Source organism: Curtobacterium sp. VKM Ac-2887, assembly GCF_015350935.1.
Taxonomy (GTDB): Bacteria; Actinomycetota; Actinomycetes; order Actinomycetales; family Microbacteriaceae; genus Curtobacterium.
The window spans coordinates 157,172-177,320 of record NZ_JADKSB010000004.1; the positions used below are offsets into that span (position 1 = coordinate 157,172).

The window sequence follows — 20,149 nt, forward strand, 5'->3', positions numbered from 1 at the left end:
GTATCCTGGCGCTCCGTCCGAGAACAGGAGCACAGCGCCGAGTGAGCACGCCGCGGAACGACGTCAACAGGAACGACGACACCCCGGACCGTCCCGGAGGGTCCCGGCCGACGTCGGCGCCGAAGCCACGCAGCACCCGGCCCTCGGCCCGCGGGACCAAGCCCCGTCGCGGCGCGAAGGTCGCCGGTTCCACCCGACCGGCTCCGCGCCGACAGGCACCCGTGCCGGCACCGCAGCAGCACGGTGCGTACCGCCGCTGGTACTCGACGTTGCACCCCTCGCTCCAGCTCATCGGCCTGCAGCTCTGGATGCCGCTGTTCTTCATCGTCGGCTTCTGCCTCTGCTACGTCTTCGCGTTCCACGCACCGCACCCGCACGACGTCCCGATCGCGCTGGTCGGCAGCGACCCGACACTCGTCGCTGCGGTGCAGAAGGCCTTGCCGGGCGAGTTTGTGTTCCACACCTACGACTCCCTGGCCGCGGCGAAGCGTGACGTCATCGCCGGCTCGATGGCGGTCGCGTACGACCCCGCGACGAACGAGTTCTTCAAGGCGAGCGCCCACCAGTTCCAGGTCGCGAGCCTCGTACCGGCGACGCTGACCGCGGTCCTGACCGGGATCGGGGTCGCGACCCCGAAGATCACCGAGCTCGCTCCCCTGCCCGCGTGGGACGAGTACGGCACCGTCCCGATGTACGTCATGCTCGCCTGGTGCATCGGCGGCTACATGGTCGCGATGTTCATCGGGATCATGGGCGGCCCGCTCCGGCACCGCACCCGCATGACCGTCATCGTCGTCGGCGGCCTCGTCATCTCCCTCATCACGAACACCCTCGCCGGTCCGGTCGTCGGCGCCATCCACGGCCACTGGATCCAGCTCGTGCTCATCGCGTGGGGGTGGATCGTCGCGATCGGTCTCGCCGTCAACGGGCTGAGCTACTTCGTCGGCCGGTTCATCGCCGCCCCCGCCATGATCTGCTTCGTCTTCCTGTCGATGCCGTCGTCCGGTGGGGCGTACCCGAAGTGGTTCATGCCGGAGCCGTTCGCCTGGCTCAACAACGTCGTCGTCGGGTCGAGCATGGTCGACATGATCAAGCACCAGATCTACGGCGTCGGCCCCGGCCCGGCCCGCGGCCTGATCACGATGGGCTGCTACGCCGCGGTCGGCCTCGTGCTCATGTACTTCGGCAAGAAGTGGTGGGAGCGCCGACGCATCCGCGCCATCGTCACGGGGCGGACGACGATGTTCCAGGACGCCAACACCGCGAACCGCGAGTTCCTCGGCAAGGAGCGCGACGCCGAGCTCGAGCGCCACGGCCTCGAGTCCACCGAGACGGGCACCCTCAGCGTCCTGAGTGACGACGATTGGGAGGACGCCCGCGTCGGCGGCGACGTCTTCACCGGCGGCCGCGACGGCCTCGAGACCGAGACCACCCCCACCGGCCGCATCCCCGTGGTGCGGACCGGGGAGCGCACGGGAGGCGCGGGGACCGGACCACGCACACGTGCCGTCCCACGCGCCGAGGGCTCCAGGGCCCCGGCTCGGTCCGACACGTCGGCTCGCGTCGACGCCGGGGACGAGCTCCCGCACGGCCGGCACGCGGACCGGTAGCTCGTTCCTGAGGATCGCACCACTCGCGCAGACCGACTGCGTGCGCATGTTCCGACGATGCACCAGTCGAACGACGCGTGCTCTGTCGCATGATGCACATGCATCGACTGCATGCGCATGTTCCGACGATGCACCAGTCGAACAACGCGTGCTCTGTCGCATGATGCACGTGCATCGTCCGTGCCGGCACGCGGACCGGTGAGGCGTCGGCGGCGCGTATCCTGGGGGGCATGAACCCCCGCATCACCTGGCACCGCGTCCTCGTCACCGTCGTCGTCGTGCTCCTCGTGCTGACGGTCGGCTTCTACGTCGCGAGCATCGTGCTCGCACCCGCCGACGGCCGGAACACCGCCGGGCTCTTCGTCGGCTGGGCGATGTTCGCCATGGTCGGCGCGATCGTGTTCGGGATCATCGACTTCTTCGTCCGGCCCCTCGGCGGTCGCAGCGGGGACGCCGAGGTCATCGCCGCCGCCGAGGAAGCACGCACCGGCAGCATCCGCACCCAGCAGACCCGCTGATCCGCTGATCCGCAGACCCGCTGATCCGCTCTACGCGGGCGTCTCGACACCCGTCCCGGTGAAGCCCGCGACCGTCGCGTCGTCGTCGGCGAACGTGAAGCGTGCACGCACCGACCCCCCGCGGAGCACCCCCGGGAGCCAGTACTTCGCGTCGTCCCACATCGCCTCGTAGGGGACGTCGGCGACCGGGATCCACCGCGGCTCGAGCTCGTCGGAGCCCGACGGGCTGCCCTGCCAGCGGCGGCACACGAAGACGTCCGAGACCTGGGACCAGGACGGCCGGTACGGGAACCGGTAGTCCAACGTGCCACGGGCCTCCAGGTCGACCGTCTCGAGACGCAGGCCGACCTCTTCGCGCACCTCGCGCACGGCGGTCTCGACTGCCGTCTCACCGGGCTCCCGCTTGCCGCCCGGGCCGACCAGCCGGCCGGTGCCGAGGCCGCGGCGCTTCTCCCCGAGCAGGACCTCGGGCCCGCTCGCGCCGTCGCGCAGCAGGTAGACGACGACCACTCGGGGGTGTTGGGACTTGCTCTCGTCGCGCGGGGTCACCCGTCCAGTCTGGCCGAAGATGTGTCGTACGCTCTTCCCATGGCAGGCGTGCTGCGGGGGCACCATGGCTGAGCCCCGCAGGACCGGGCGCAGCCTCGAAGTGCTGCGCGCCGAGGCTGCCGAGGAGATCTCGATGCTCGTCGAGCACCGGAGCCGTCAGGGCGAGGACCCGTGGGAGTTCATGCCGACGCTCCCCACGGTGGACGAGCAGGTCGTGCTCATCCTCCGGGCCGACGCGGTCGACCTCGACGCCGCGATCGGCAAGCGGCACGCCCAGTGGTCGATGCACCCCGCGTCCGGCCAGGGCACCGCGCTCGGCGAGGAGTACCACCGGTTGCGCCGGATCGCGCTGCAGCACCCCGAGCTCACCCCGGCGGTGTGGAAGCTCATGGGCGCCCTGCCCGACGCGAGCTGACGCGCACGTACAAAGCGCGTCTACGCACGAAGCGCGCCCACGCACAACGTGCGCGGACGCGCGTGCGGTTGGATGGGCGCATGACCGAAACCGTGCTCGCGATCCTCAACCAGCCCTCCCGCGACGCCGCGCCGCACGACCCCGCAGCGGACGCCTTCACCTGGGCGAAGCCGCTCGAGGAGCACCTGCAGGTGCAGGACCTCGGCATCACCCGCGGCGACGGCGTGTTCGAGACGATCACGGTGGTCGACGGTCGTCCGCAGGCCCTCGAGGCCCACCTCGCCCGGTTCGGCCGCTCCGCCGCGATGCTCGACCTGCCCGCGCCGGACCCCGACGCCTGGCGGCAGGCGATCGAAGCCGTCTGCGCCCGGCTCGACCCGGTCCGCGAGGCCTTCGCGAAGACCGTCCTGACCCGTGGCGTCGAGGGCACCGACCGACCCACCGGCTGGGTCTACGCCGCACCGTCCGTCGACTCGACCGCCGCGCGCACCGAGGGCATCTCCGTCGTCGTGCTGGACCGCGGCTACCGTCACGACGTCGAGCGCACCTCGCCGTGGCTGCTGCAGGGCGCGAAGACCCTGTCGTACGCCGTCAACATGGCCGCCCTGCGCGAGGCCGCCCGGCGCGGTGCCGACGACGCCCTGTTCGTGTCGAGCGACGGCTACGTGCTCGAGGGCACGCGCGCGAACCTGATCCTGAAGGTCGGCGACCGGCTCGTCACACCGCGCACCGACATCGGGATCCTGGCCGGCACCACGCAGGCCGACGTCTTCCGCTTCGCCGAGCAGGAGGGCATCGAGACCGCCTACGAACTCGTCACACTCGCCGACCTGCATGCCGCTGACGCACTCTGGCTCGTGTCGAGCGTGCGGCAGGCGGCGCCGATCCGCTCCGTGAACGGCGACGCCCGCGCGGTCGACGCGGACCTGACGGACCGCATCAACGAGTTCCTGCTGGCGCGCGAGGTCTGAGCCGGCCGGGTCCGCCGGCCGTCACCACCCAGCGCCCCCGGCGCCACGGACGGGAGGCCCGGATCGCGACGTGCGGGCACGTCGCGATCCGGGCCTCCCGGCTCTCCCCCGCTACCAGCGCGGGGTGGTGACGCCGACGCCGTCCGCCCACTCGAAGACCTGCCGGCCGTCGATCCAGACACGTGTCGCGCGACTGGTCGCGTCGAGCGGGTCGCCGTCCCAGAGCACGAGGTCGGCGTCGTGGCCCACGGCCAGCCGACCGACACGGTCACCGAAGCCCAGGAACTCGGCCGGGTTGACGGTGAGCGCCTCGAGCGCGGTCTGGGCGGGCAGCCCCTCCTTCACCGCGGCGGTGGCCTGGTCGACGAGCATGCCGATCGGCACGACGGGGGCGTCGGTGGTGATCGCGACCCGGACGCCGGCGGCGGCGATGGTGGCGAGATTCGGGATCCCCCGGTCACGGAGCTCCACCTTCGAGCGGCTCGTGAACAGCGGGCCGTAGATGACCGGGATGTCCTTCTCGGCGAGCAGGCTGGCGATCTTGTGCGCCTCGGTGCCGTGGTTCACGACCAGGCGGTAGCCGAACTCCTCGGACAGCCGGATGGCGGTCGCGATGTCGTCGTGGCGGTGGGTGTGCTGGTCCCAGACGAGTTCGCCGTCGAGGACCCGGACGAGCGCCTCCTTCGTCAGGTCACGTGCGAACGGCTCACCCTTCGCGGCGGCGGCGTCACGGGCGGCGCGGTAGTTCTGGGCCTCGACGAAGGCGTCACGGATGATCTTCGCGACGCCGAGGCGCGTCGACGGCGTCTGGCCCTTGCCGCCGTACACCCGCTTCGGGTTCTCGCCGAGCGCGCTCTTGATGCTCACCGCGTCCGAGATGAGCTGTTCGTCGACGGTGCGCCCGCCCCAGGTCTTGATGGCGACGGTCTGGCCGCCGATCGGGTTGCCGGACCCCGGCTTCACGACGATGCTCGTGATGCCCCCGGCGAGCGCGTCGCGGAAGCCCTCGTCGTCGATGTCGATCGCGTCGATCGCGCGGACCCCGGCCATGTTCGGGCCGGTCATCTCGTTCGTGTCGTTGCCGGCCTCGCCGTTCGCCTCCTCGTGGATGCCGACGTGGCCGTGCGACTCGACGAACCCGGGGACGAGCCACGCACCGGCTGCGTCCACGACGGTGATCCCCGGGGGCGGTGTGACGTCCGGGCCGATCGCGGTGATGCGGCCGTCCTCGACGACGACCGCGCCGCCGTCGAAGGCGGGGGCGGAGACGGGGACGACGTGGGCACCGGTGATCGCGAAGGAGTTGCTCATGCCACCAACGCTACGCGGGCCGGCGAAATACGAATTCCTGGCGTCGGGCGTCCGGGGGCCCCTACGCTCCCGGCATGGTGCATCGACACGAGACCCCGGACGTCCACGACGGCTCGACCGCGCTCGGGGGCCAGACCGCGCACATCGGCGTGCTCGTGCACCGCGGATGGCCCGTGCACGGCAGCGCGGAGCGTCCGTGGCGCAGCGCCCACCGGGGTTCCCGCGCCGATCGGATGACCACGTCCGTCCGGGTGTCGCTCCCGCCGAGGATCGTTCGTGCTCGGTGGGAGCCCGATGCCCGGACCGAGGCGCTGCTCGACCGCGCAGCCGCGGCGCTCCGGTCGCTCGACGTCCACCACGGTTCCCGGCTCGCGCCGCTCGGGTCGGTGATCGGTCGGACCGAGGCCGTCGCCTCGTCGCGGATCGAGGACGAGTCCGCGTCGTTCGACGACTGCGCCCGAGCGCTCGTGGGCATCCGCGCGAACCCGAGTGCGACCGTCGTCGTCCGCGCCGCCGGAGCGATCGAGGGGTTGGTCGCGGCAGCGGACACGGGCGTGATCACCGAGGCCGCGCTGCTCGAGGCGCACCGGCTGCTCATGCGCGACGACCCGGTCGACGGGCAGTACGCCGGGCGCTACCGCAGCGTCCAGAACTGGATCGGTGGCGGTGACACCCCGCGGCTGGCGACGTACGTCCCGCCGCCGCCGGAGCTCGTCGCGCCCCTCATGGCCGACCTGTTCGCGTTCCTGCACCGGACGGACCTGCACCCGATCGCCCAGGCCGCGATCGGGCACGCCCAGTTCGAGTCGATCCACCCGTTCACCGACGGCAACGGCCGGATCGGACGTGCGCTGATCAGCGCCGTGCTGCGACGCCGGGGCGTCACGACGACGGTGACCGCGCCGATCGCCACCGCGCTCGCCGCGGATCGGGGCCGGTACTTCCGGCACCTCGAGCGGTACCGCGACGGGGTCGTGGACGCCCTCGTGGCAGACGTCGCGATCGCCATCGGCACCGTGTGCGACGAGGCGACCGTGACCGCCCTGCTGCTCGACGAGCACGCGGCCGACCGGATGGCGGGTCCGTGTGCCACGAGCGCCCACGCCGTCGTCGGGCGGGCGCTCTCCGACGACCCGGTCCTGACCGAGGCCCGGCTGCAGGACCTCCTCGCCGGTGTCGACGACGGACCGGTCGACGAGGACCTGGCAGGCTCCGTGGCCGCAGACCTCGTGCGCGCCGGGGTGCTGCGTCCGGTCACCGAGCGGCGGCGTGACCGTGCCTGGGTCGCACCGGCCGTCGTGGACGAGCTCGAGGCGTTCGAGCAGCGGGTCCGCGCGGGGGTGGCGGGGCGGGCGCGGTCCGACCGGTTCCGGGCGGCGGCGTGACGCCCGGCTCGCCACGGGGCCGTGCGCATAGGGTGGGACGGTGAGCACCGAGCACTCCCAGGCCACCCCGCCCACCGCCGCCAAGCGGCCCGTGACGCGGACCCACCACGGCATCGACTTCGTCGACGACTACGAGTGGCTGCGTGACAAGGAGTCGCCGGACACCCTGGCGTACCTCGAGGCCGAGAACGCCTACACCGACGCCGCCACCGACCACCTCGCCCCGCTGCGCGACCGCGTCTTCGCCGAGGTCAAGAACCGTGTGCAGGAGACCGACCTCTCAGTGCCGGTGCGCATGGGCGACTGGTGGTACTTCACCCGCACGGCCGAGGGCAGCCAGTACGGCGTGCACTGCCGCGCGCCGATCGCCGGTCCGGACGACTGGACCCCGCCGGCCGTCGTCGAGGGCGAGTCGACCCTCCCCGGCGAGCAGGTCGTCCTCGACGGCAACGCGCTGGCCGACGGCCACGAGTTCTTCTCCCTCGGCACCTACGACATCAGCGACGACGGCACACGCCTGGTCTACGGCATCGACGTCGAGGGCGACGAGCGGTACACCCTGCACGTGCGCGACCTGGCCTCCGGCACCGACCTGGGCGACGCCATCCCGAACACCGGGGCGGGCGCGACCTTCGACCCGGCCGGCCGGTACGTCTTCTACCCGACCGTCGACGAGTCGTGGCGTCCGGACAATATCTGGCGGCACGCCGTCGGCACGGCAGCGTCCGACGACGTCCTGGTCTTCGAGGAGCCCGACGACCGCTACTGGGTCGGCGTCGGCGTCACCCGGTCGTCGCAGTACATCGTCATCGAGCTCGGCTCGAAGATCACGTCCGAGGCCCTGGTGCTCGACGCCGCCGACCCGACCGGCGAGTTCCAGGTCGTGTGGCCGCGACGCGACGGCGTCGAGTACGAGATCGAGCACGCCATCGTCGGCGGCAGCGACCGGTTCCTGGTGCTGCACAACGACGGTGCCGAGAACTTCGAGCTCGTCGACGTCCCCGCGGACGACCCCACGTCCGAGCGCGACCGCCGGGTCGTCGTGGCGCACCACACCGAGCGCCGCATCGAGTCCGTCGACGCCTTCGCCGGGCACCTCGCGCTCGAGTACCGCTCCGAGGCGCTCCCCCGCATCGCGATCATCCCCATCGAGGGTGACGGGTACGGCGACGCGCACGAGGTCCCCTTCGACGAAGCACTGTTCTCGGCCGGGCTCGGCGGCAACCCCGAGTGGGACCAGCCGACGCTCCGCATCGGGTTCACCTCGTTCGTCACCCCGTCCGAGGTCAGCGACCTGGACCTGGCGACCGGCGAGGTGACGGTCCTGAAGCGCCAGCCGGTGCTCGGCGGCTACGACCCCGCCGACTACGCGCAGGAGCGGGACTGGACCACCGCGTCGGACGGCACCCGCGTGCCGATCTCGCTGGTCTGGCGCCGCGACGCCGTCGACGCGGACACCCCCTCGCCGCTCCACCTGTACGGCTACGGCTCGTACGAGCACTCGATCGACCCGGGCTTCAGCGTCATGCGCCTGTCGATGCTCGACCGCGGCGTCGTCTTCGCGGTCGCCCACGTGCGCGGTGGCGGCGAGATGGGTCGCCACTGGTACGAGAACGGCAAGACCCTGACGAAGAAGAACACGTTCACCGACTTCGTCGCGGTCGCCGACCACCTGATCGAGTCCGGCCGCACCACCGCGGACCGGCTCGTGGCCGAGGGCGGCAGCGCCGGCGGGCTCCTGATGGGTGCGGTGGCGAACATCGCACCGGACCGGTTCGCCGGGATCGTCGCCGCGGTGCCGTTCGTCGACGCGCTCACGAGCATCCTCGACCCCGACCTGCCGCTGACCGTCATCGAGTGGGACGAGTGGGGCGACCCGCTGCACGACGCCGAGGTCTACCGCTACATGAGCGAGTACACCCCGTACGAGAACGTCCGCGACGACGTGCAGTACCCGCGGATCCTCGCCGTGACGTCGATCAACGACACCCGTGTGCTCTACGTCGAGCCAGCGAAGTGGACCGCGAAGCTGCGCGAGGTCGGGGCGCCGGTGCTGCTGAAGACCGAGATGTCCGCGGGCCACGGTGGCGTGAGCGGTCGGTACGCCTCGTGGAAGGAGCGGGCGTTCGAGCTCGCTTGGCTGCTCGACGTGCTCGGGCTGGCCGACGAGGCGCCCGCCGCCTGATGACTTGGTGAGCAGAAATGGTCGGGTTGCCCTCAGGCACCCGACCATTTCTGCTCACGAAGCGAACGCCCGCGGCCAGCGGCCCGCGCCTCACACGCGGTTGAGCGCGTGCACCGCCTCGTCGTAGGACTCCTCGGCCAGGCGCACCCGGTCCCCCGCGAGCACGCCGTACCCGAACGTGCCCTCGCCACCGCGTTCGGCGATCGCCGCGTTGGTCCGCAGCGCGTCGAGGGCGTGCAGCGATCGGACCCGCTCGGTCAGCACGTCGGCCGCGCTGCCGATCCGCTTCCACAGCGCGTGCGGGAACGCGTCGTCGCCGAGGACGTCCATCGCCATCCGCGCCCGCATCGTGCCCTGCCAGGCGGCTTCGGTGGTCGCACGGTCGGCGGCCTCGCGCTCGGCGGCGGTGTCCGAGGTGTCGTCGGCGACCGCGGCCCGGACGAGCTCGCGGATGTGCGGCTTCACGACGGCGCCGACGTCCTGCGCGACCTTCTTCGGCGATCGGAGCGACCACTCGGTCGGGGTCGGCCGTTCGACGGCGTCGTCGAGCGCGTCGAGCAGCTCGAGGAACGGCTCACCGTGCACGAACGCGACGACGTCCCGCACCGACTGGTCGCGGCGTTCACGGGTCGAGGCCAGGATGCGTTCGCGGGTCATGGAGTCGACCAGGTCGTCCTGCGCCGGGGTCGACGCGCGCGGCAACCGGTCGATGAGGTACTCGTTGAGTGCTGCGCGCGCGGTCACGGCAGCCAGGCCGTCGGCCGCCTCGGCGGCGCGGCCGACGGTGTCGCCGGCGGCGAACGCCGGACGGTAGGCGCCGAGGATCGACGCGATCTCGAGGGCGGTCTCAGCCGTCTGCCGGAGGTCGGCCGCGTCGCCGGAGCGGAGCCGCGATTCCTGGCCGAGCAGCGCAGCGCGCAGCTTCCGCAGTCGCTTCGCGAGGACGCGTGCGGTCGTGCCCTTGTCCGGCTTCTCCTCGGTCTGGAGGCGCGGTGCCGGTGCTCCTGCCAGCCCGCGTGCCAGCTTGGACGCGACGGCGGCGGGGCCGGCGCCGACGGCCGCGAAGCGCGCGTCGAGGACCGCGAAGAGCTCGTGCGCGACCTGCGGGTCGACGTCGGCGACGGCCTCGACCTCGACCTCGCGCCAGGTGCGCGGCGTTTCGGGAGCGTCGTCGTCGAGGCGCTGCGCGGTCACCTGGTCGTCGGCGAGCTCGGCGACCTGGTCGCCGTCCTCGTCGAGCAGGCGGGTCACGGTGCGGGTGGTCGAGATGCGGACCACGGGGCGCAGGCCACGGCCGCGGCGCTCGGTGAAGAGCGCCGCGAGGACCTCGGTCGGCACCGTGTCGGCGTCGTCGGTCAGCGGGAAGTGCTGCTCGTGGCGGACCGTGTCCGACTCGGAGCGCTTGATGTGCCACCCGGCGTCGGGGCCACCGGTCCGCCGGCGGACCGTGACCCGCGCCGCCACCAGGTCGTACCGCTCGGTGTCCCAGTACGTCGCATCGAGCTCGAACGGCTCCTGGTGCTCGGTGCGGAGGATGCCACCGGCACCGACGAGGTCGGGCAGGGCACCGCCCTCTGGCAGGTCGTAGGTGCGCTCGATCTCGAGGTGGGTGTCACTCACACGGTCTTGTCTACCAGGGCTTCACCGTGCGCCTCGACCACCGCGGGCGCATCGGTGGAGAACCGTGACGCCACCACGGCTCCGACGACGGCGACCAGGAACGGGACGAGCTGCCCGATCCACGACACCAGCGCCATCGCGGAGTACGGGATCCCCGAGCCGTTCGCTGCTTCTGCGAGCGGGAACACCAGCACGGCAGCGACGACGGGCAGGACGAGGAGCGAGTACGTCCACACCGGTCGGCGGAGCACCACGAGCCAGACCGCGAGCAGCCCAGCCGCGATGACGCCGACCTGGACCGGGACGTACACGGGGACGTTGAGGGAACCGCTCGTGATCGCCCACCACACTGCGGCGATGGCGAACACGGCAACGGCGCCGAGGACCCGGCGGCGGCGTGCGACGTCCGACACCAGCAGGACGCTCGTTGCGACAGCGGCGCCCGGCACCACCGCGAGCCCGATCCCGACCATGTCGAAGACGAGGCGCGCCTCCGGCAGGCCGTTGTACCGCTGCAGGAGTGCGAGGACGCCCACCGAGACGACGTAGGACAGCACCGCGAGCGCGATGAGGACCGGGATCGTGCGGATGGTGTGCGGTGCTGAACGGACGGGTGTCGGCAGTGCGGTCATGGTGTCCCCCCAGGTGGAACGGTGGCCGGCGCGTCGGTGGAACAGCGCCGTGGTGAACGCGCCGAACGCGAGTGCAGTCGGCGAGAGGTCGAGTTCGTGGGCATCGCGCACGTCGGCGAGCCACTGCTCGCGGCGGGTGGCGCGGTGTGCTGCGGGTGAGACGGCGACGGCGACCCCCACGAGCACCCGGTCGAGCGCGCTCACGAGGTCACCGGCCGGTGGGCCGAGCGAGCCGGACGAGCGGGCGTCACGGCGGACGGACGTGCGGCGACGAGGTCGCGTGCGGCGTCGACCCCGTCGGGCGTGAACTCGTAGAGCCGACGACGCGGCCCCGGTCGGTCGGTCTCGTCGTCCCACGACGACGTGATCCACCCCTGCCGCTCGAGTCGCTCGAGGATCGGGTAGACGGTGCCGGCCTGGCGCCCGGTGGCCTTGATGACGAGCAGCCCCCATGCCGGGCCGTCGGCGGCCAACAGCGCGTCGAGCACGTCGAGCGTCGGGGCGGTGACGCGTTGGATCGGTTCCATGCGGCTTAACCTAGCTATATCGGATAAGCGCGTCAAGGGCGTCCAGAAAGCGGGGTTAGCCTGACGCCATGAGCGACACGATCACCCGCGAGCAGTTCACCCCCGAAGCCGGCGGCGTCACGATGTTCACGACCACATGGTGCGGCTACTGCGCCCGGTTGAAGAACCAGATGACGAAGGCCGGCGTGCCCTTCACCGAGGTCGACATCGAGCAGACCCCGGGCACGGCGGAACTCGTCGCCGAGGTCAACGGAGGCAACCAGACCGTTCCGACGCTCGTGTTCCCCGACGGCAGCACGGCGACGAACCCGTCCCTGGCCGAGGTGCAGTCCCGCATCTGAGCGACACCCCCTGGCGCGAAGCCCCGCACAACCGAAGTCCGTCCGAACCACGTGATCACGTGGTTCGGACGGACTTTGGTCGTGCTGAACGGATGCGGGCCGCCCGCCCCGGAACTAGCCCCCGAGCGCCTCGGTCAGCAGCGCTGCCATGGCGTCGAGCTGGATGTCGCCGGAGTCGACGAGTTCCTCGTCCGAACCGTCGAGCGCGCGAGCGGCCAGGGACGCCTTCGAGTCGATGAGCTCGGCGATCTTCGTGTCGATCGTCTGCGCGGCGATGATGCGCCACGCGGTGACGGGCTCTTCCTGCCCGATGCGGTGCACGCGGTCGATCGCCTGGGTCTGCTCGGCGCTCGTCCACGACAGCTCGGCGAGCACGACGTTGGACGCCACCTGCAGGTTCAGGCCCACGCCGGCGGCGGTGAGCGAGCAGACGATCACGGCGACGTCGGGGTCGTTCACGAACGAGTCGATCTGCGCCGTGCGCTGCGTGGCCGTCTGGTCGCCGCGGATCGTGGCGGTGCGCAGGCCACGCCGAGCGAAGACCTCTTCTGCCTGGTCCATCACGTCGAGGTGCTTCGCGAAGAACACGACCTTGCCGACGTTCGACGCGAGCTGTGCGGCGTAGTCCGCTGCGAGCTGGGCCTTGGCGCGACCGATGCGTTGGACCATCGAGAACACGTTCTCGCCGGTCGACGAGGCGTCCTGGTCCTCGAGCTCCCAGCGGGCGACCTGCCGGACGAGCTTGTGGTCGATGCCGACGACCGGGTCCTGCCCGGTGCGGGCGTCGAGCGCCTGGTGGTACCGGCGGACGAGCTTCGCGGTGAGCTCGCGCTCGGCGTCGCGGATGGAGCGGCCCTCGTCGCCGTCGAGCTCGACGGGGATGTCGGCGATCCGGCGGGCCGGGATGTCCGCGGCGACGTCGACCTTGCGGCGTCGGACGATGCCCTGGTCGATGACGGCACGACGGGCCTCGACGAAGAAGCCCTGGTCGGCCGGGGTCAACCCGATCTCCTCGAGCTCGTTCATGAGCTTCGCGCGGGGCTTCTTGTCGTCGATCCAGCCGAGGTACTCCCAGATGGTGCGGAAGTCCTCGACCGAGTTGATGAGCGGGGTGCCCGTCAGCGCCATGAGCAGCGGTGCTGCGGTGCGCTGCCGGATGCGGTCGGCGATCTGCAGCACGAAGCGGGCGCGCTGCGAGTCCTTGTTCTTGATGAAGTGCGCCTCGTCGACGACCATGCCCTTGAAGCCGAAGCCCCCGAGCCAGCCGGCGTGCCGGTCGAGGATCTCGTAGTTCACGATGATGATGTCGGCGAACCCGTCGAGGTCGTTGCCGTCCCCGTGGATGACGGTGGCGCGGTGGTTCGGCACCCAGCGTTCGGCTTCGCGCGCCCAGTTCGTCTTGACGACGTTCGGCACGACGACGAGCAGCGGGAACGCGTTCGCGGCGTCGGCGGCGAGCAGTGACTGCGCCGTCTTGCCGAGGCCCGGCTCGTCGGCGAGCAGGAACGTGCGGTGCCCCTGCGACGCGGCGGCGACCAGTTCGGCCTGGTGCTTCATCAGCGTGGTGCCGGAGCGGGAGTGCAGCGAGGTCGGCTCGGGCAGCGGCATCGTCGCCGCTCCCCCGCCTGCGCCGTACTCGAACGACTTGAACAGCGGACCGAAGAGCTCCCAGTTCGCCAGGCGACGCGGGTGCGCGACCGGCTGGTCGGCGAGTGCGAAGTCCGGCGGCAGGAACGGGTTGGCGAGCTGACGCTGCACGACCGCCTGCGGGGTGACCGCGCGCACCGGGGTCTCGGCGACCGGGGTGGGCTCCGCCGCGATGACGAGGTCCTCCGGCTGCAGCTCCATGCCGCCGGCGATCATCATGTCGCGCTTGACGGCGCGGGTCGCCTCGGAGACCTGCACCTCTTCTGCCAGCAGCTGGATGACGCTGGTGTCGCGGGCCGCGGTCTTCGCGAGGATCGTCGCCACGCCGTCGAGCCGCTTGAGCTGCTCGGCGCGCTGCGAGTCGGTGAGGTCGGTGTCGCCCTTCACCCGTGCGCGCTCTTCGCGCATGAGCAGTGCGACGGCTTGGAACTTCGTCCGGTTCGTCGCCTTGAGCGGTCCGCGCTGCGCCGCCGCCTCGACCTCGCGCACCGCGCGGGCGAGGACGGGGATCACGCCGTCGTTGTCCAGCGGCCTCGTCCGACGTGACGCGGTCCGCGTCCCGCCGGCAGCTCGCCGGGTGCCTGATCGAGCCAACGCTCCTCCTGTTCCGCCCACGCATCGGGGCGAGCCGCCCGTGGGGCGGAAGTCCTGCACCGGGGCCTGACACGGCTCCGGTTCGGCTGCGGGCCACCGTGGCCCACCGCATCGCCGGTCCCCGCTTCGGGACGTCCGGTGGAGTCCCGCGGACCGTTCCACCGCGAGCGCCTGCTCGGCGCCGGGTGCGACGGTCCGCGCCGGGATCCGGCGTCGTCACACGCACGTGACGCCCCCGCGGGGCGGTCACGGCCCGGTTCCCGCGTCGATCAAGTGATCGACGGCTGCGTCCGGAATCGACGCGGCACGCGGGAACGCGGTGCGTGCGCGCTCAGTTTACTCCCCGACCCCCGACAGAGGCGACTCCTCGTCGCCCGCGCGCGTCGCGCCTCCTGGAATGCCCCGTGTGCCGGCCGGGAGGCACGGTGCGGGCCCGCCACGCGCCTCCCGTCCGACGCCGGTCGCGTCCACCCCGCCGACGCGACAGATCCCGGGTCCCCACGCCGACCACCCCGCGTAAGCGACAGATCCCGGATCCCCACGCCGACCACCCCGCCGAAGCGACAGATTGCCGCCGACGTTCCGCGCAGATCTGTCGCTTTCGCGACGGGGGCCGCGAGCCGTCAGACGCGGGGCGCGGACCGCGGGCGGACCAGGCCGGCCGCCGGCAGGACCGGAGCAGCCTCGGCCAACGCGGCCCGCGTCGCCGCGAGGAGCTGCTCGGCGGTCTGGATGCCGTTCGCGGAGCCGGTGGTCGCCTGGCCACCGGCGTGGGCGAGCAGCTGGGCACCGATGGCGGGCCCGATGCGGTCGGCCTCGCGCGGGTTGCGGGCGACCCAGTCGCGGGCGATCGCGTCGGCGAGGCGCTCGGCCGCGGCTCCGCGGTCGGCGTCTCCGCGCGATCGGTGCCAGAGGCCGGTGACGACCAGGTGGGCGACGACCGCCCCGATGTCGCGGACCGGGAAGCCCCACCCCGCGGTGTCGATGTCCAGCAGGCCGGAGATGCGCCAGGGCTCGTCCTCGTCGACGAAGACCTGCTCGAGGTGCAGGTCGCCGTGCACGACCTGCTTCGTCGCGCTCGTCCAGCCGATCGACCGGCGGCCGATGGCGTCGTACAGGCGGTCGATCTCGTCGGCGTCCTGCGGCAGCGCGGCGATGAGCGTGCGGCGGTGCCAGTCGGCGTGGTCCATCGCGTCGGCACGGGCCTGCTGGGTCATCGGGACGGTCGCGACCCGACCGCTCAGGGCGGCCAGTGACGCGACGAACCGCGGGTCATCGGCGATGTCGAGGATGCGGCTGCCGGCCGGCACGCCGCGGATCCGCTCGAGCACGAGGAGTCCGTCGCCGCGGCTGGACAGCACACGCGGCACCGGCAGGCCCGCCGCCACGAACTGCTCGTGCGACGTCACGATCGGCGCGACCCGGTGCGGACGGACGATCTTCAGGAACAGGGTGCGCTCGGGGGCGTCCACCCGCACCACCGCACGCTTGCCCGGTCGGTACGCGGCCACCGTGAGCACCGGGTCGGTGACCGGCATGCCGAGCGTCGTCAGGAGCTCGGCGACCGCGTCGCGGTAGGTCACCTGCGGCAGCACCGGCAGACCCGGGTCGTTCGGGTACGCCCACACCGAGACGGGTTCGCCGGTCGCGGGGTCGGTGACGATCGCACTGTTCTGGTCGTGCGCGCCGCCGGTGTCGACGTACGTCAGGACGGTGGCGCGCTGGCCGTTCCGGTCGACGGTGTCGACCTCGTAGCCGTACAGGTAGCCGTTGCCCGAGGGCTCGACGGAGTGCGCCCGTGCGGCCACGACGGAGGTCCCGGAGCCGGCGAAGGCCTGCGGGATGACGCGCTCATGGTTGGGCCACACGACATCAGTCAACCGTGTCCGGACGTTTTCGTCGCGTTCGTGCACGGCTCGGCGTGCGGGCGGTGGCTAGCGTGGTCGAGGTGAACCCGGTCGCGCGTCTCCGCAGCTCCAGTCGCACGCCGTTCCTGCAGGTCGTGAAGACCGCGGTCGCGGTCGTCGCGGCGGTGCTGCTGTGCCGGCTGCTGATCCAGGGACCGTTCCCGACCTTCGCCGCGATCGCCGCGCTGCTCGTCGTGCAGCCGAGCATCAACCAGTCGTTCGTCAAGGGCCTCGAGCGGAGCGCCGGTGTCGTGCTCGGCGTGCTGCTCGCCACCGGGTTCCACCTGCTGCTCGGCGACTCGGTGTGGGTCGTCCTGCTCGTGGTCGTGCTCGCCATCCTCATCGCCTGGGTGCTCCGGCTGACCCCGACCTCGGCCACCCAGGTCAGCATCAGCGGGATGCTCGTGCTCACCGCGGGGGTCGTCACGCCGAACTACTCGGCCGACCGGATCCTCGAGACGGTGATCGGTGCGGTCGTCGCCCTCGTCGTGAACGCCCTGATCATCCCGCCGGTCCTGCTCGAGCCGGCGCACCTCGCCGTCGCCCGACTCGCCCGCGACACCGCCGTGGCCTTCGAACGCGTCGCGATCGGCCTGACCGAGGGGTGGGACCGCGACCGGTGGCAGGACGCCCTGGTGCGGGCCCGCGCGCTCCGGCAGCAGCACGCGAAGACCGAGGCATCACTGAACGCGGCCCGCGAGTCCCTGACGATGAACCCGCGTGGCGGCCGGCACCGCACGATCCTCGACCGCGACGTCGCCATCACCGAGCACCTGCGCGTCCTGGTCACGCGCGTCACCGGCATGACCCGGGCGATCCACGACAACACCGCACCAGACCTGCGCGCCGATCCGGTGGTCGGCGGCATCGCGACCGAGGTGGCCCGGATCGGCTCGGACGTCCGCGCGCTGAGCGCCCGGGTCGAGTCGACACGGCTGGACCCGTCGTTCGCCGCGGGCGCCGGTCGGGACGATGCCGGGGTGGCGACCGCGGAACCCGCGCTGACCGCGCCGATGGAGATCGTGCGACCGAACTCACGGCACTGGGTGCTCATCGGTGCCCTGCTCGAGGACGTCCGACGCGTGCGCGAGGAGCTGCTCGGCGAGGACGACTGACGTCGGTCGGTCGGTCGGTCGCGGCGTGCCAGTGCCGGCGCCGCTCGGTCGCGGCGTGCCGGTGCCGGTCAGCGCGTGGCGCGCGCGGCTTCGGCCGCCGTCTGCACGACGTCGTCCCAGATCACCGCGGCCGGCACGGCGGGATCGGTGCCGGGCACGCCCACGTCGGCGAACCGGCTGATCTCCGCGACGACGGCCTCGGTGCCGACTTCGCGCGCCGCGCGGCTCGCCACGTCGGGGACGGCCGTCCGCAGTTCGGCGACCACGCGGTCGCGGCGGACGCCCTCCATCTGGCCGAGTGCGCCGATGCCCTTCCACGCGGCATCGAGCTCCGCGCGGAGACGGACGATGGCCGGGTGGTCGACGGACGGGTGGTCGACGGACGCGTGGTCGATCGGGTCGTTCATGGTGCCCCCTGGTGCAACGGACCGCCCTTCGGGTAAGCGCTGTCCGCCAGGTGATCCTACCAATGAAGCAAGAAGTCCTCATGTCCCTAGAACGCGGGACAGACCGTTCTGCCCGGTGGCCTGGCAGCCACGGTACCCGCTCCTGTGACGAGATTCAGTGAGTTCGGCCCGGGCATCGACCCTCCGCGCCCGTTCGATGCCACGATGGGTCCGAGGAGGTCCACTATGCGGCTGTTGGTGGTCGAGGACGACGACGAGATGCGTGCCCTGATGGAGCGCGGTCTCGCTGCCGAGGGGTACCGCGTGACGGCGGTGGAGAACGGGGTCGAGGCGCTCATCGCCCTCGGCGAGCAGGCGTTCGACCTGGCCGTCGTGGACGTGATGATGCCCGGCATGTCCGGGTTCGAGCTCGCACGACGCATCCGCGAGCGCGAGGACCCCGTGCGGATCCTGCTCGTCACCGCGCGCGACGCCGTGGACGACCGCGTGTTCGGCCTCGACGCCGGCGCGGACGACTACCTCACCAAGCCGTTCGCGTTCGCCGAGCTCACCGCCCGGCTCCGCGCCCTCGGTCGCCGCGAGTCCGCCGGGGCACCCCGCACGATCGAGGTCGGCGACGTCTCGATCGACTCCGAGGCCCGTCGCATCTCGATCAAGGGCCAGCGCGTCGCCGTCAGCCCGACCGAGTTCGCGCTGCTCCGCCTGCTGGCTCGCTCCGCCGGCAGCGTGGTCGACCGGCCGAAGATCCTCGAAGAGGTCTGGGACGGCTCGCAGCACGTCGACCCGAACGTCGTCGAGCAGTACATCTCGTACCTCCGCAAGAAGCTCGTTGCCCACGAGGCCACCGTCGCGATCGCCACCGTGCGCGGCCGCGGGTACCGCCTGGATCTGCTCGGGGCGTGAGCGGGGCCTCCGCTCGCCCGGGGCCGGACCGCCCACGACGCGGTCTGGTCCGCCCCCTGCGCCTGCTGTCCCTGCGGGCACGGATCACGATCGGCTCGACGGCGATCGCCGCGGTCGTGATCGTGCTGCTCGTGCTGGTGATGCGGTTCCAGGTGGTCAGCGTCGTCGCGAGTGCGACCCGCACCCTGTTGGACGCCGACGCCGACCCGTACGTCGCCACGCTCGAGGTGGACAGCGATCCCGACCTGTCCCCGCCGGGCAACGCGCAGCTCGTCGCCGTGGTCTCACCGTCCGGCGACATCGTGCTCTCGACGATGCCCACCCGGGTGGAGAGCGCTCTCGGCAGCCTGACCTCCACTCCGGCCGGCACCTCGATCATCCGGGTGTCCGGGTCCGAGTACCGCGTGGTCGTCGAACACCCCGTGAACCAGGCCGGCCGGTGGACGGTCGTCGCCGCCCGGAACTCGCAGGCCGAGGCGATCGTGGTCGACGACCTCACCTCGACCCTGTCGCTCACCGGCGTCGCGATCCTGCTCGCCTTCGGCGTCGCTTCGTGGATCCTGGCGACCGCGGCACTCCGTCCCGTCAACCGCATGCGCCGAGAGGCCGAGCGGCTGTCCGTCGCGCCCGAACGGGCCGAGCTGCCCGTCGGCCCCGCGCAGGACGAACTCGCGTCCCTCGCCACGACCCTCAACGCCTTCCTCGCCCGCACGCGCCAGGCCACCGAGCGGGAACGACAGATGGTGTCCGACGCCAGCCACGAGCTCCGCACACCGCTTGCCATCCTCACCACCCAGCTCGACCTGGCGTCGCTCGACGGTGACGACGCCGCCGCCCTGGCCGCCCACATCGAGCGCGCCAAGCACAGCGTCGCCCGGCTCTCCCGGTTGGCGAACGACCTGCTCGCGTTGTCCCGGATCGAGGAGTCCGAACGGCGGGAACAGGACGGCGACCAGCGCCCGGAGACCGGCTGGTCCGACCTGGGTGACGAGGTCATGGCGGCCGTCGACCGGGTCCGGCTCATCGCGTCGGCCAAGGACGTCACCGTCGACTTCGACCTCGAGGCCCCGGTGGCCGTCGGTGGCTCCGGGCCCGGCATCGGCGGTGGGACCCACGAGCCCCGCTACCGGCTCGACACCGGTGGCATGGCGCAGCTCGTCACGAACATCGCGGGCAACGCGGTGTCGGCGCTCCCCCGCGGTGGCGGCATCTTCGTGTCCTGGCGCAGCACCGGGGGCGAGGGCGTCCTGCAGGTCACCGACGACGGCCCCGGCGTCCCCGAGTCGTTCATCCCGGTGGCGTTCGACCGGTTCACCCGACCGGACGAGGCCCGGAAGTCGCGCCCGAACCCCGACCCGGCCACCGGCGCGATCGCCCTGCCGGGTGGATCCGGCCTGGGGCTCGCGATCGTCCGCGCGGTGGCCGAGCGCGCCGGCGGGACGGCGTCGCTGCGGAACGTGCGTTCCGGCGGACTCGAGGTCACGGTGCGACTGCCCGAGGTCGAGTAGCCGC

18 protein-coding genes are annotated in these 20,149 nt (G+C 72.1%); 10 read left to right on the plus strand and 8 right to left on the minus strand.

Going from position 1 to position 20,149, the window contains the following annotated elements:
- Positions 1-41: 41 nt before the first annotated feature.
- On the plus strand, positions 42-1,610 hold the full coding sequence (locus tag ITJ69_RS06515; RefSeq protein ID WP_159573126.1) for an ABC transporter permease: 1,569 nt from the start codon (positions 42-44) through the stop codon (positions 1,608-1,610).
- Between the two features lie 230 nt (positions 1,611-1,840).
- Positions 1,841-2,128: a hypothetical protein gene (locus tag ITJ69_RS06520; protein ID WP_194672348.1), complete on the plus strand. Its 288-nt coding sequence runs from the start codon at positions 1,841-1,843 to the stop codon at positions 2,126-2,128.
- Positions 2,129-2,158: 30 nt separating this feature from the next.
- On the opposite strand, the gene ITJ69_RS06525 is transcribed toward ITJ69_RS06520, so the two are convergent.
- The gene (locus ITJ69_RS06525) at positions 2,159-2,677 is read right to left on the minus strand and encodes an 8-oxo-dGTP diphosphatase (RefSeq protein WP_165932319.1); all 519 of its coding nucleotides are present in this window, start codon (positions 2,675-2,677) and stop codon (positions 2,159-2,161) included.
- Positions 2,678-2,741: 64 nt separating this feature from the next.
- On the opposite strand from ITJ69_RS06525, the gene ITJ69_RS06530 reads away from it, so the two are divergent.
- Positions 2,742-3,092: a tryptophan synthase subunit alpha gene (locus ITJ69_RS06530; protein ID WP_194672349.1), complete on the plus strand. Its 351-nt coding sequence runs from the start codon at positions 2,742-2,744 to the stop codon at positions 3,090-3,092.
- Positions 3,093-3,172: 80 nt separating this feature from the next.
- Positions 3,173-4,063, plus strand: a complete 891-nt coding sequence (locus tag ITJ69_RS06535) for an aminodeoxychorismate lyase (RefSeq protein ID WP_194672350.1) — start codon at positions 3,173-3,175, stop codon at positions 4,061-4,063.
- A 111-nt stretch (positions 4,064-4,174) separates the two neighbouring features.
- Here the strand turns inward: ITJ69_RS06535 and ITJ69_RS06540 are convergent, their stop codons facing one another.
- Positions 4,175-5,374: an amidohydrolase gene (locus tag ITJ69_RS06540; protein ID WP_194672351.1), complete on the minus strand. Its 1,200-nt coding sequence runs from the start codon at positions 5,372-5,374 to the stop codon at positions 4,175-4,177.
- 74 nt (positions 5,375-5,448) lie between these two features.
- Here ITJ69_RS06540 and ITJ69_RS06545 point away from each other — a divergent pair, with 74 nt between their 5' ends.
- Positions 5,449-6,759: a Fic family protein gene (locus ITJ69_RS06545; RefSeq protein WP_194672352.1), complete on the plus strand. Its 1,311-nt coding sequence runs from the start codon at positions 5,449-5,451 to the stop codon at positions 6,757-6,759.
- 40 nt (positions 6,760-6,799) lie between these two features.
- Positions 6,800-8,944 carry a S9 family peptidase gene (locus ITJ69_RS06550; protein ID WP_194672353.1) on the plus strand — a complete coding sequence of 715 codons (2,145 nt, stop codon included), beginning with the start codon at positions 6,800-6,802 and terminating at the stop codon, positions 8,942-8,944.
- Between the two features lie 90 nt (positions 8,945-9,034).
- Here the strand turns inward: ITJ69_RS06550 and ITJ69_RS06555 are convergent, their stop codons facing one another.
- Genes ITJ69_RS06555 through ITJ69_RS06565 form a run of 3 tightly spaced genes read right to left on the minus strand, consistent with a single transcriptional unit; the run spans position 9,035 to position 11,723 of the window.
- On the minus strand, positions 9,035-10,564 hold the full coding sequence (locus tag ITJ69_RS06555) for a CYTH domain-containing protein (protein WP_194672354.1): 1,530 nt from the start codon (positions 10,562-10,564) through the stop codon (positions 9,035-9,037).
- A complete protein-coding gene (locus tag ITJ69_RS06560; RefSeq protein ID WP_194672355.1) occupies positions 10,561-11,400 on the minus strand; it encodes a hypothetical protein in 840 nt (279 codons plus the stop codon). Before ITJ69_RS06560 ends, ITJ69_RS06555 begins: the two co-directional genes overlap by 4 nt.
- Positions 11,397-11,723: a PadR family transcriptional regulator gene (locus tag ITJ69_RS06565; RefSeq protein ID WP_194672356.1), complete on the minus strand. Its 327-nt coding sequence runs from the start codon at positions 11,721-11,723 to the stop codon at positions 11,397-11,399. Before ITJ69_RS06565 ends, ITJ69_RS06560 begins: the two co-directional genes overlap by 4 nt.
- A gap of 68 nt (positions 11,724-11,791) precedes the next feature.
- Here ITJ69_RS06565 and ITJ69_RS06570 point away from each other — a divergent pair, with 68 nt between their 5' ends.
- Positions 11,792-12,064 carry a mycoredoxin gene (locus tag ITJ69_RS06570; RefSeq protein WP_123293947.1) on the plus strand — a complete coding sequence of 91 codons (273 nt, stop codon included), beginning with the start codon at positions 11,792-11,794 and terminating at the stop codon, positions 12,062-12,064.
- Positions 12,065-12,178: 114 nt separating this feature from the next.
- On the opposite strand, the gene ITJ69_RS06575 is transcribed toward ITJ69_RS06570, so the two are convergent.
- Positions 12,179-14,305, minus strand: a complete 2,127-nt coding sequence (locus ITJ69_RS06575; protein ID WP_194672357.1) for a DEAD/DEAH box helicase — start codon at positions 14,303-14,305, stop codon at positions 12,179-12,181.
- A gap of 623 nt (positions 14,306-14,928) precedes the next feature.
- Positions 14,929-16,173, minus strand: coding sequence for a phosphotransferase (locus ITJ69_RS06580; protein ID WP_194672358.1), 1,245 nt, complete (start codon positions 16,171-16,173; stop codon positions 14,929-14,931).
- Positions 16,174-16,253: 80 nt separating this feature from the next.
- Between ITJ69_RS06580 and ITJ69_RS06585 the strand changes: the two genes are divergently transcribed.
- The gene (locus tag ITJ69_RS06585) at positions 16,254-17,327 is read left to right on the plus strand and encodes an FUSC family protein (protein WP_123938833.1); all 1,074 of its coding nucleotides are present in this window, start codon (positions 16,254-16,256) and stop codon (positions 17,325-17,327) included.
- A gap of 68 nt (positions 17,328-17,395) precedes the next feature.
- Here ITJ69_RS06585 and ITJ69_RS06590 read toward each other — a convergent pair whose 3' ends face one another.
- Positions 17,396-17,734, minus strand: a complete 339-nt coding sequence (locus ITJ69_RS06590; RefSeq protein WP_111084550.1) for a hypothetical protein — start codon at positions 17,732-17,734, stop codon at positions 17,396-17,398.
- Between the two features lie 225 nt (positions 17,735-17,959).
- Between ITJ69_RS06590 and ITJ69_RS06595 the strand changes: the two genes are divergently transcribed.
- Both ITJ69_RS06595 and ITJ69_RS06600 read left to right on the plus strand, forming a co-directional pair.
- Complete coding sequence (locus tag ITJ69_RS06595) at positions 17,960-18,637, plus strand: response regulator transcription factor (protein ID WP_111084549.1); 678 nt, start codon at positions 17,960-17,962, stop codon at positions 18,635-18,637.
- On the plus strand, positions 18,634-20,145 hold the full coding sequence (locus ITJ69_RS06600; protein ID WP_323743023.1) for a HAMP domain-containing sensor histidine kinase: 1,512 nt from the start codon (positions 18,634-18,636) through the stop codon (positions 20,143-20,145). The genes ITJ69_RS06595 and ITJ69_RS06600 overlap by 4 nt, the downstream gene beginning before the upstream one ends.
- Positions 20,146-20,149: the final 4 nt, after the last annotated feature.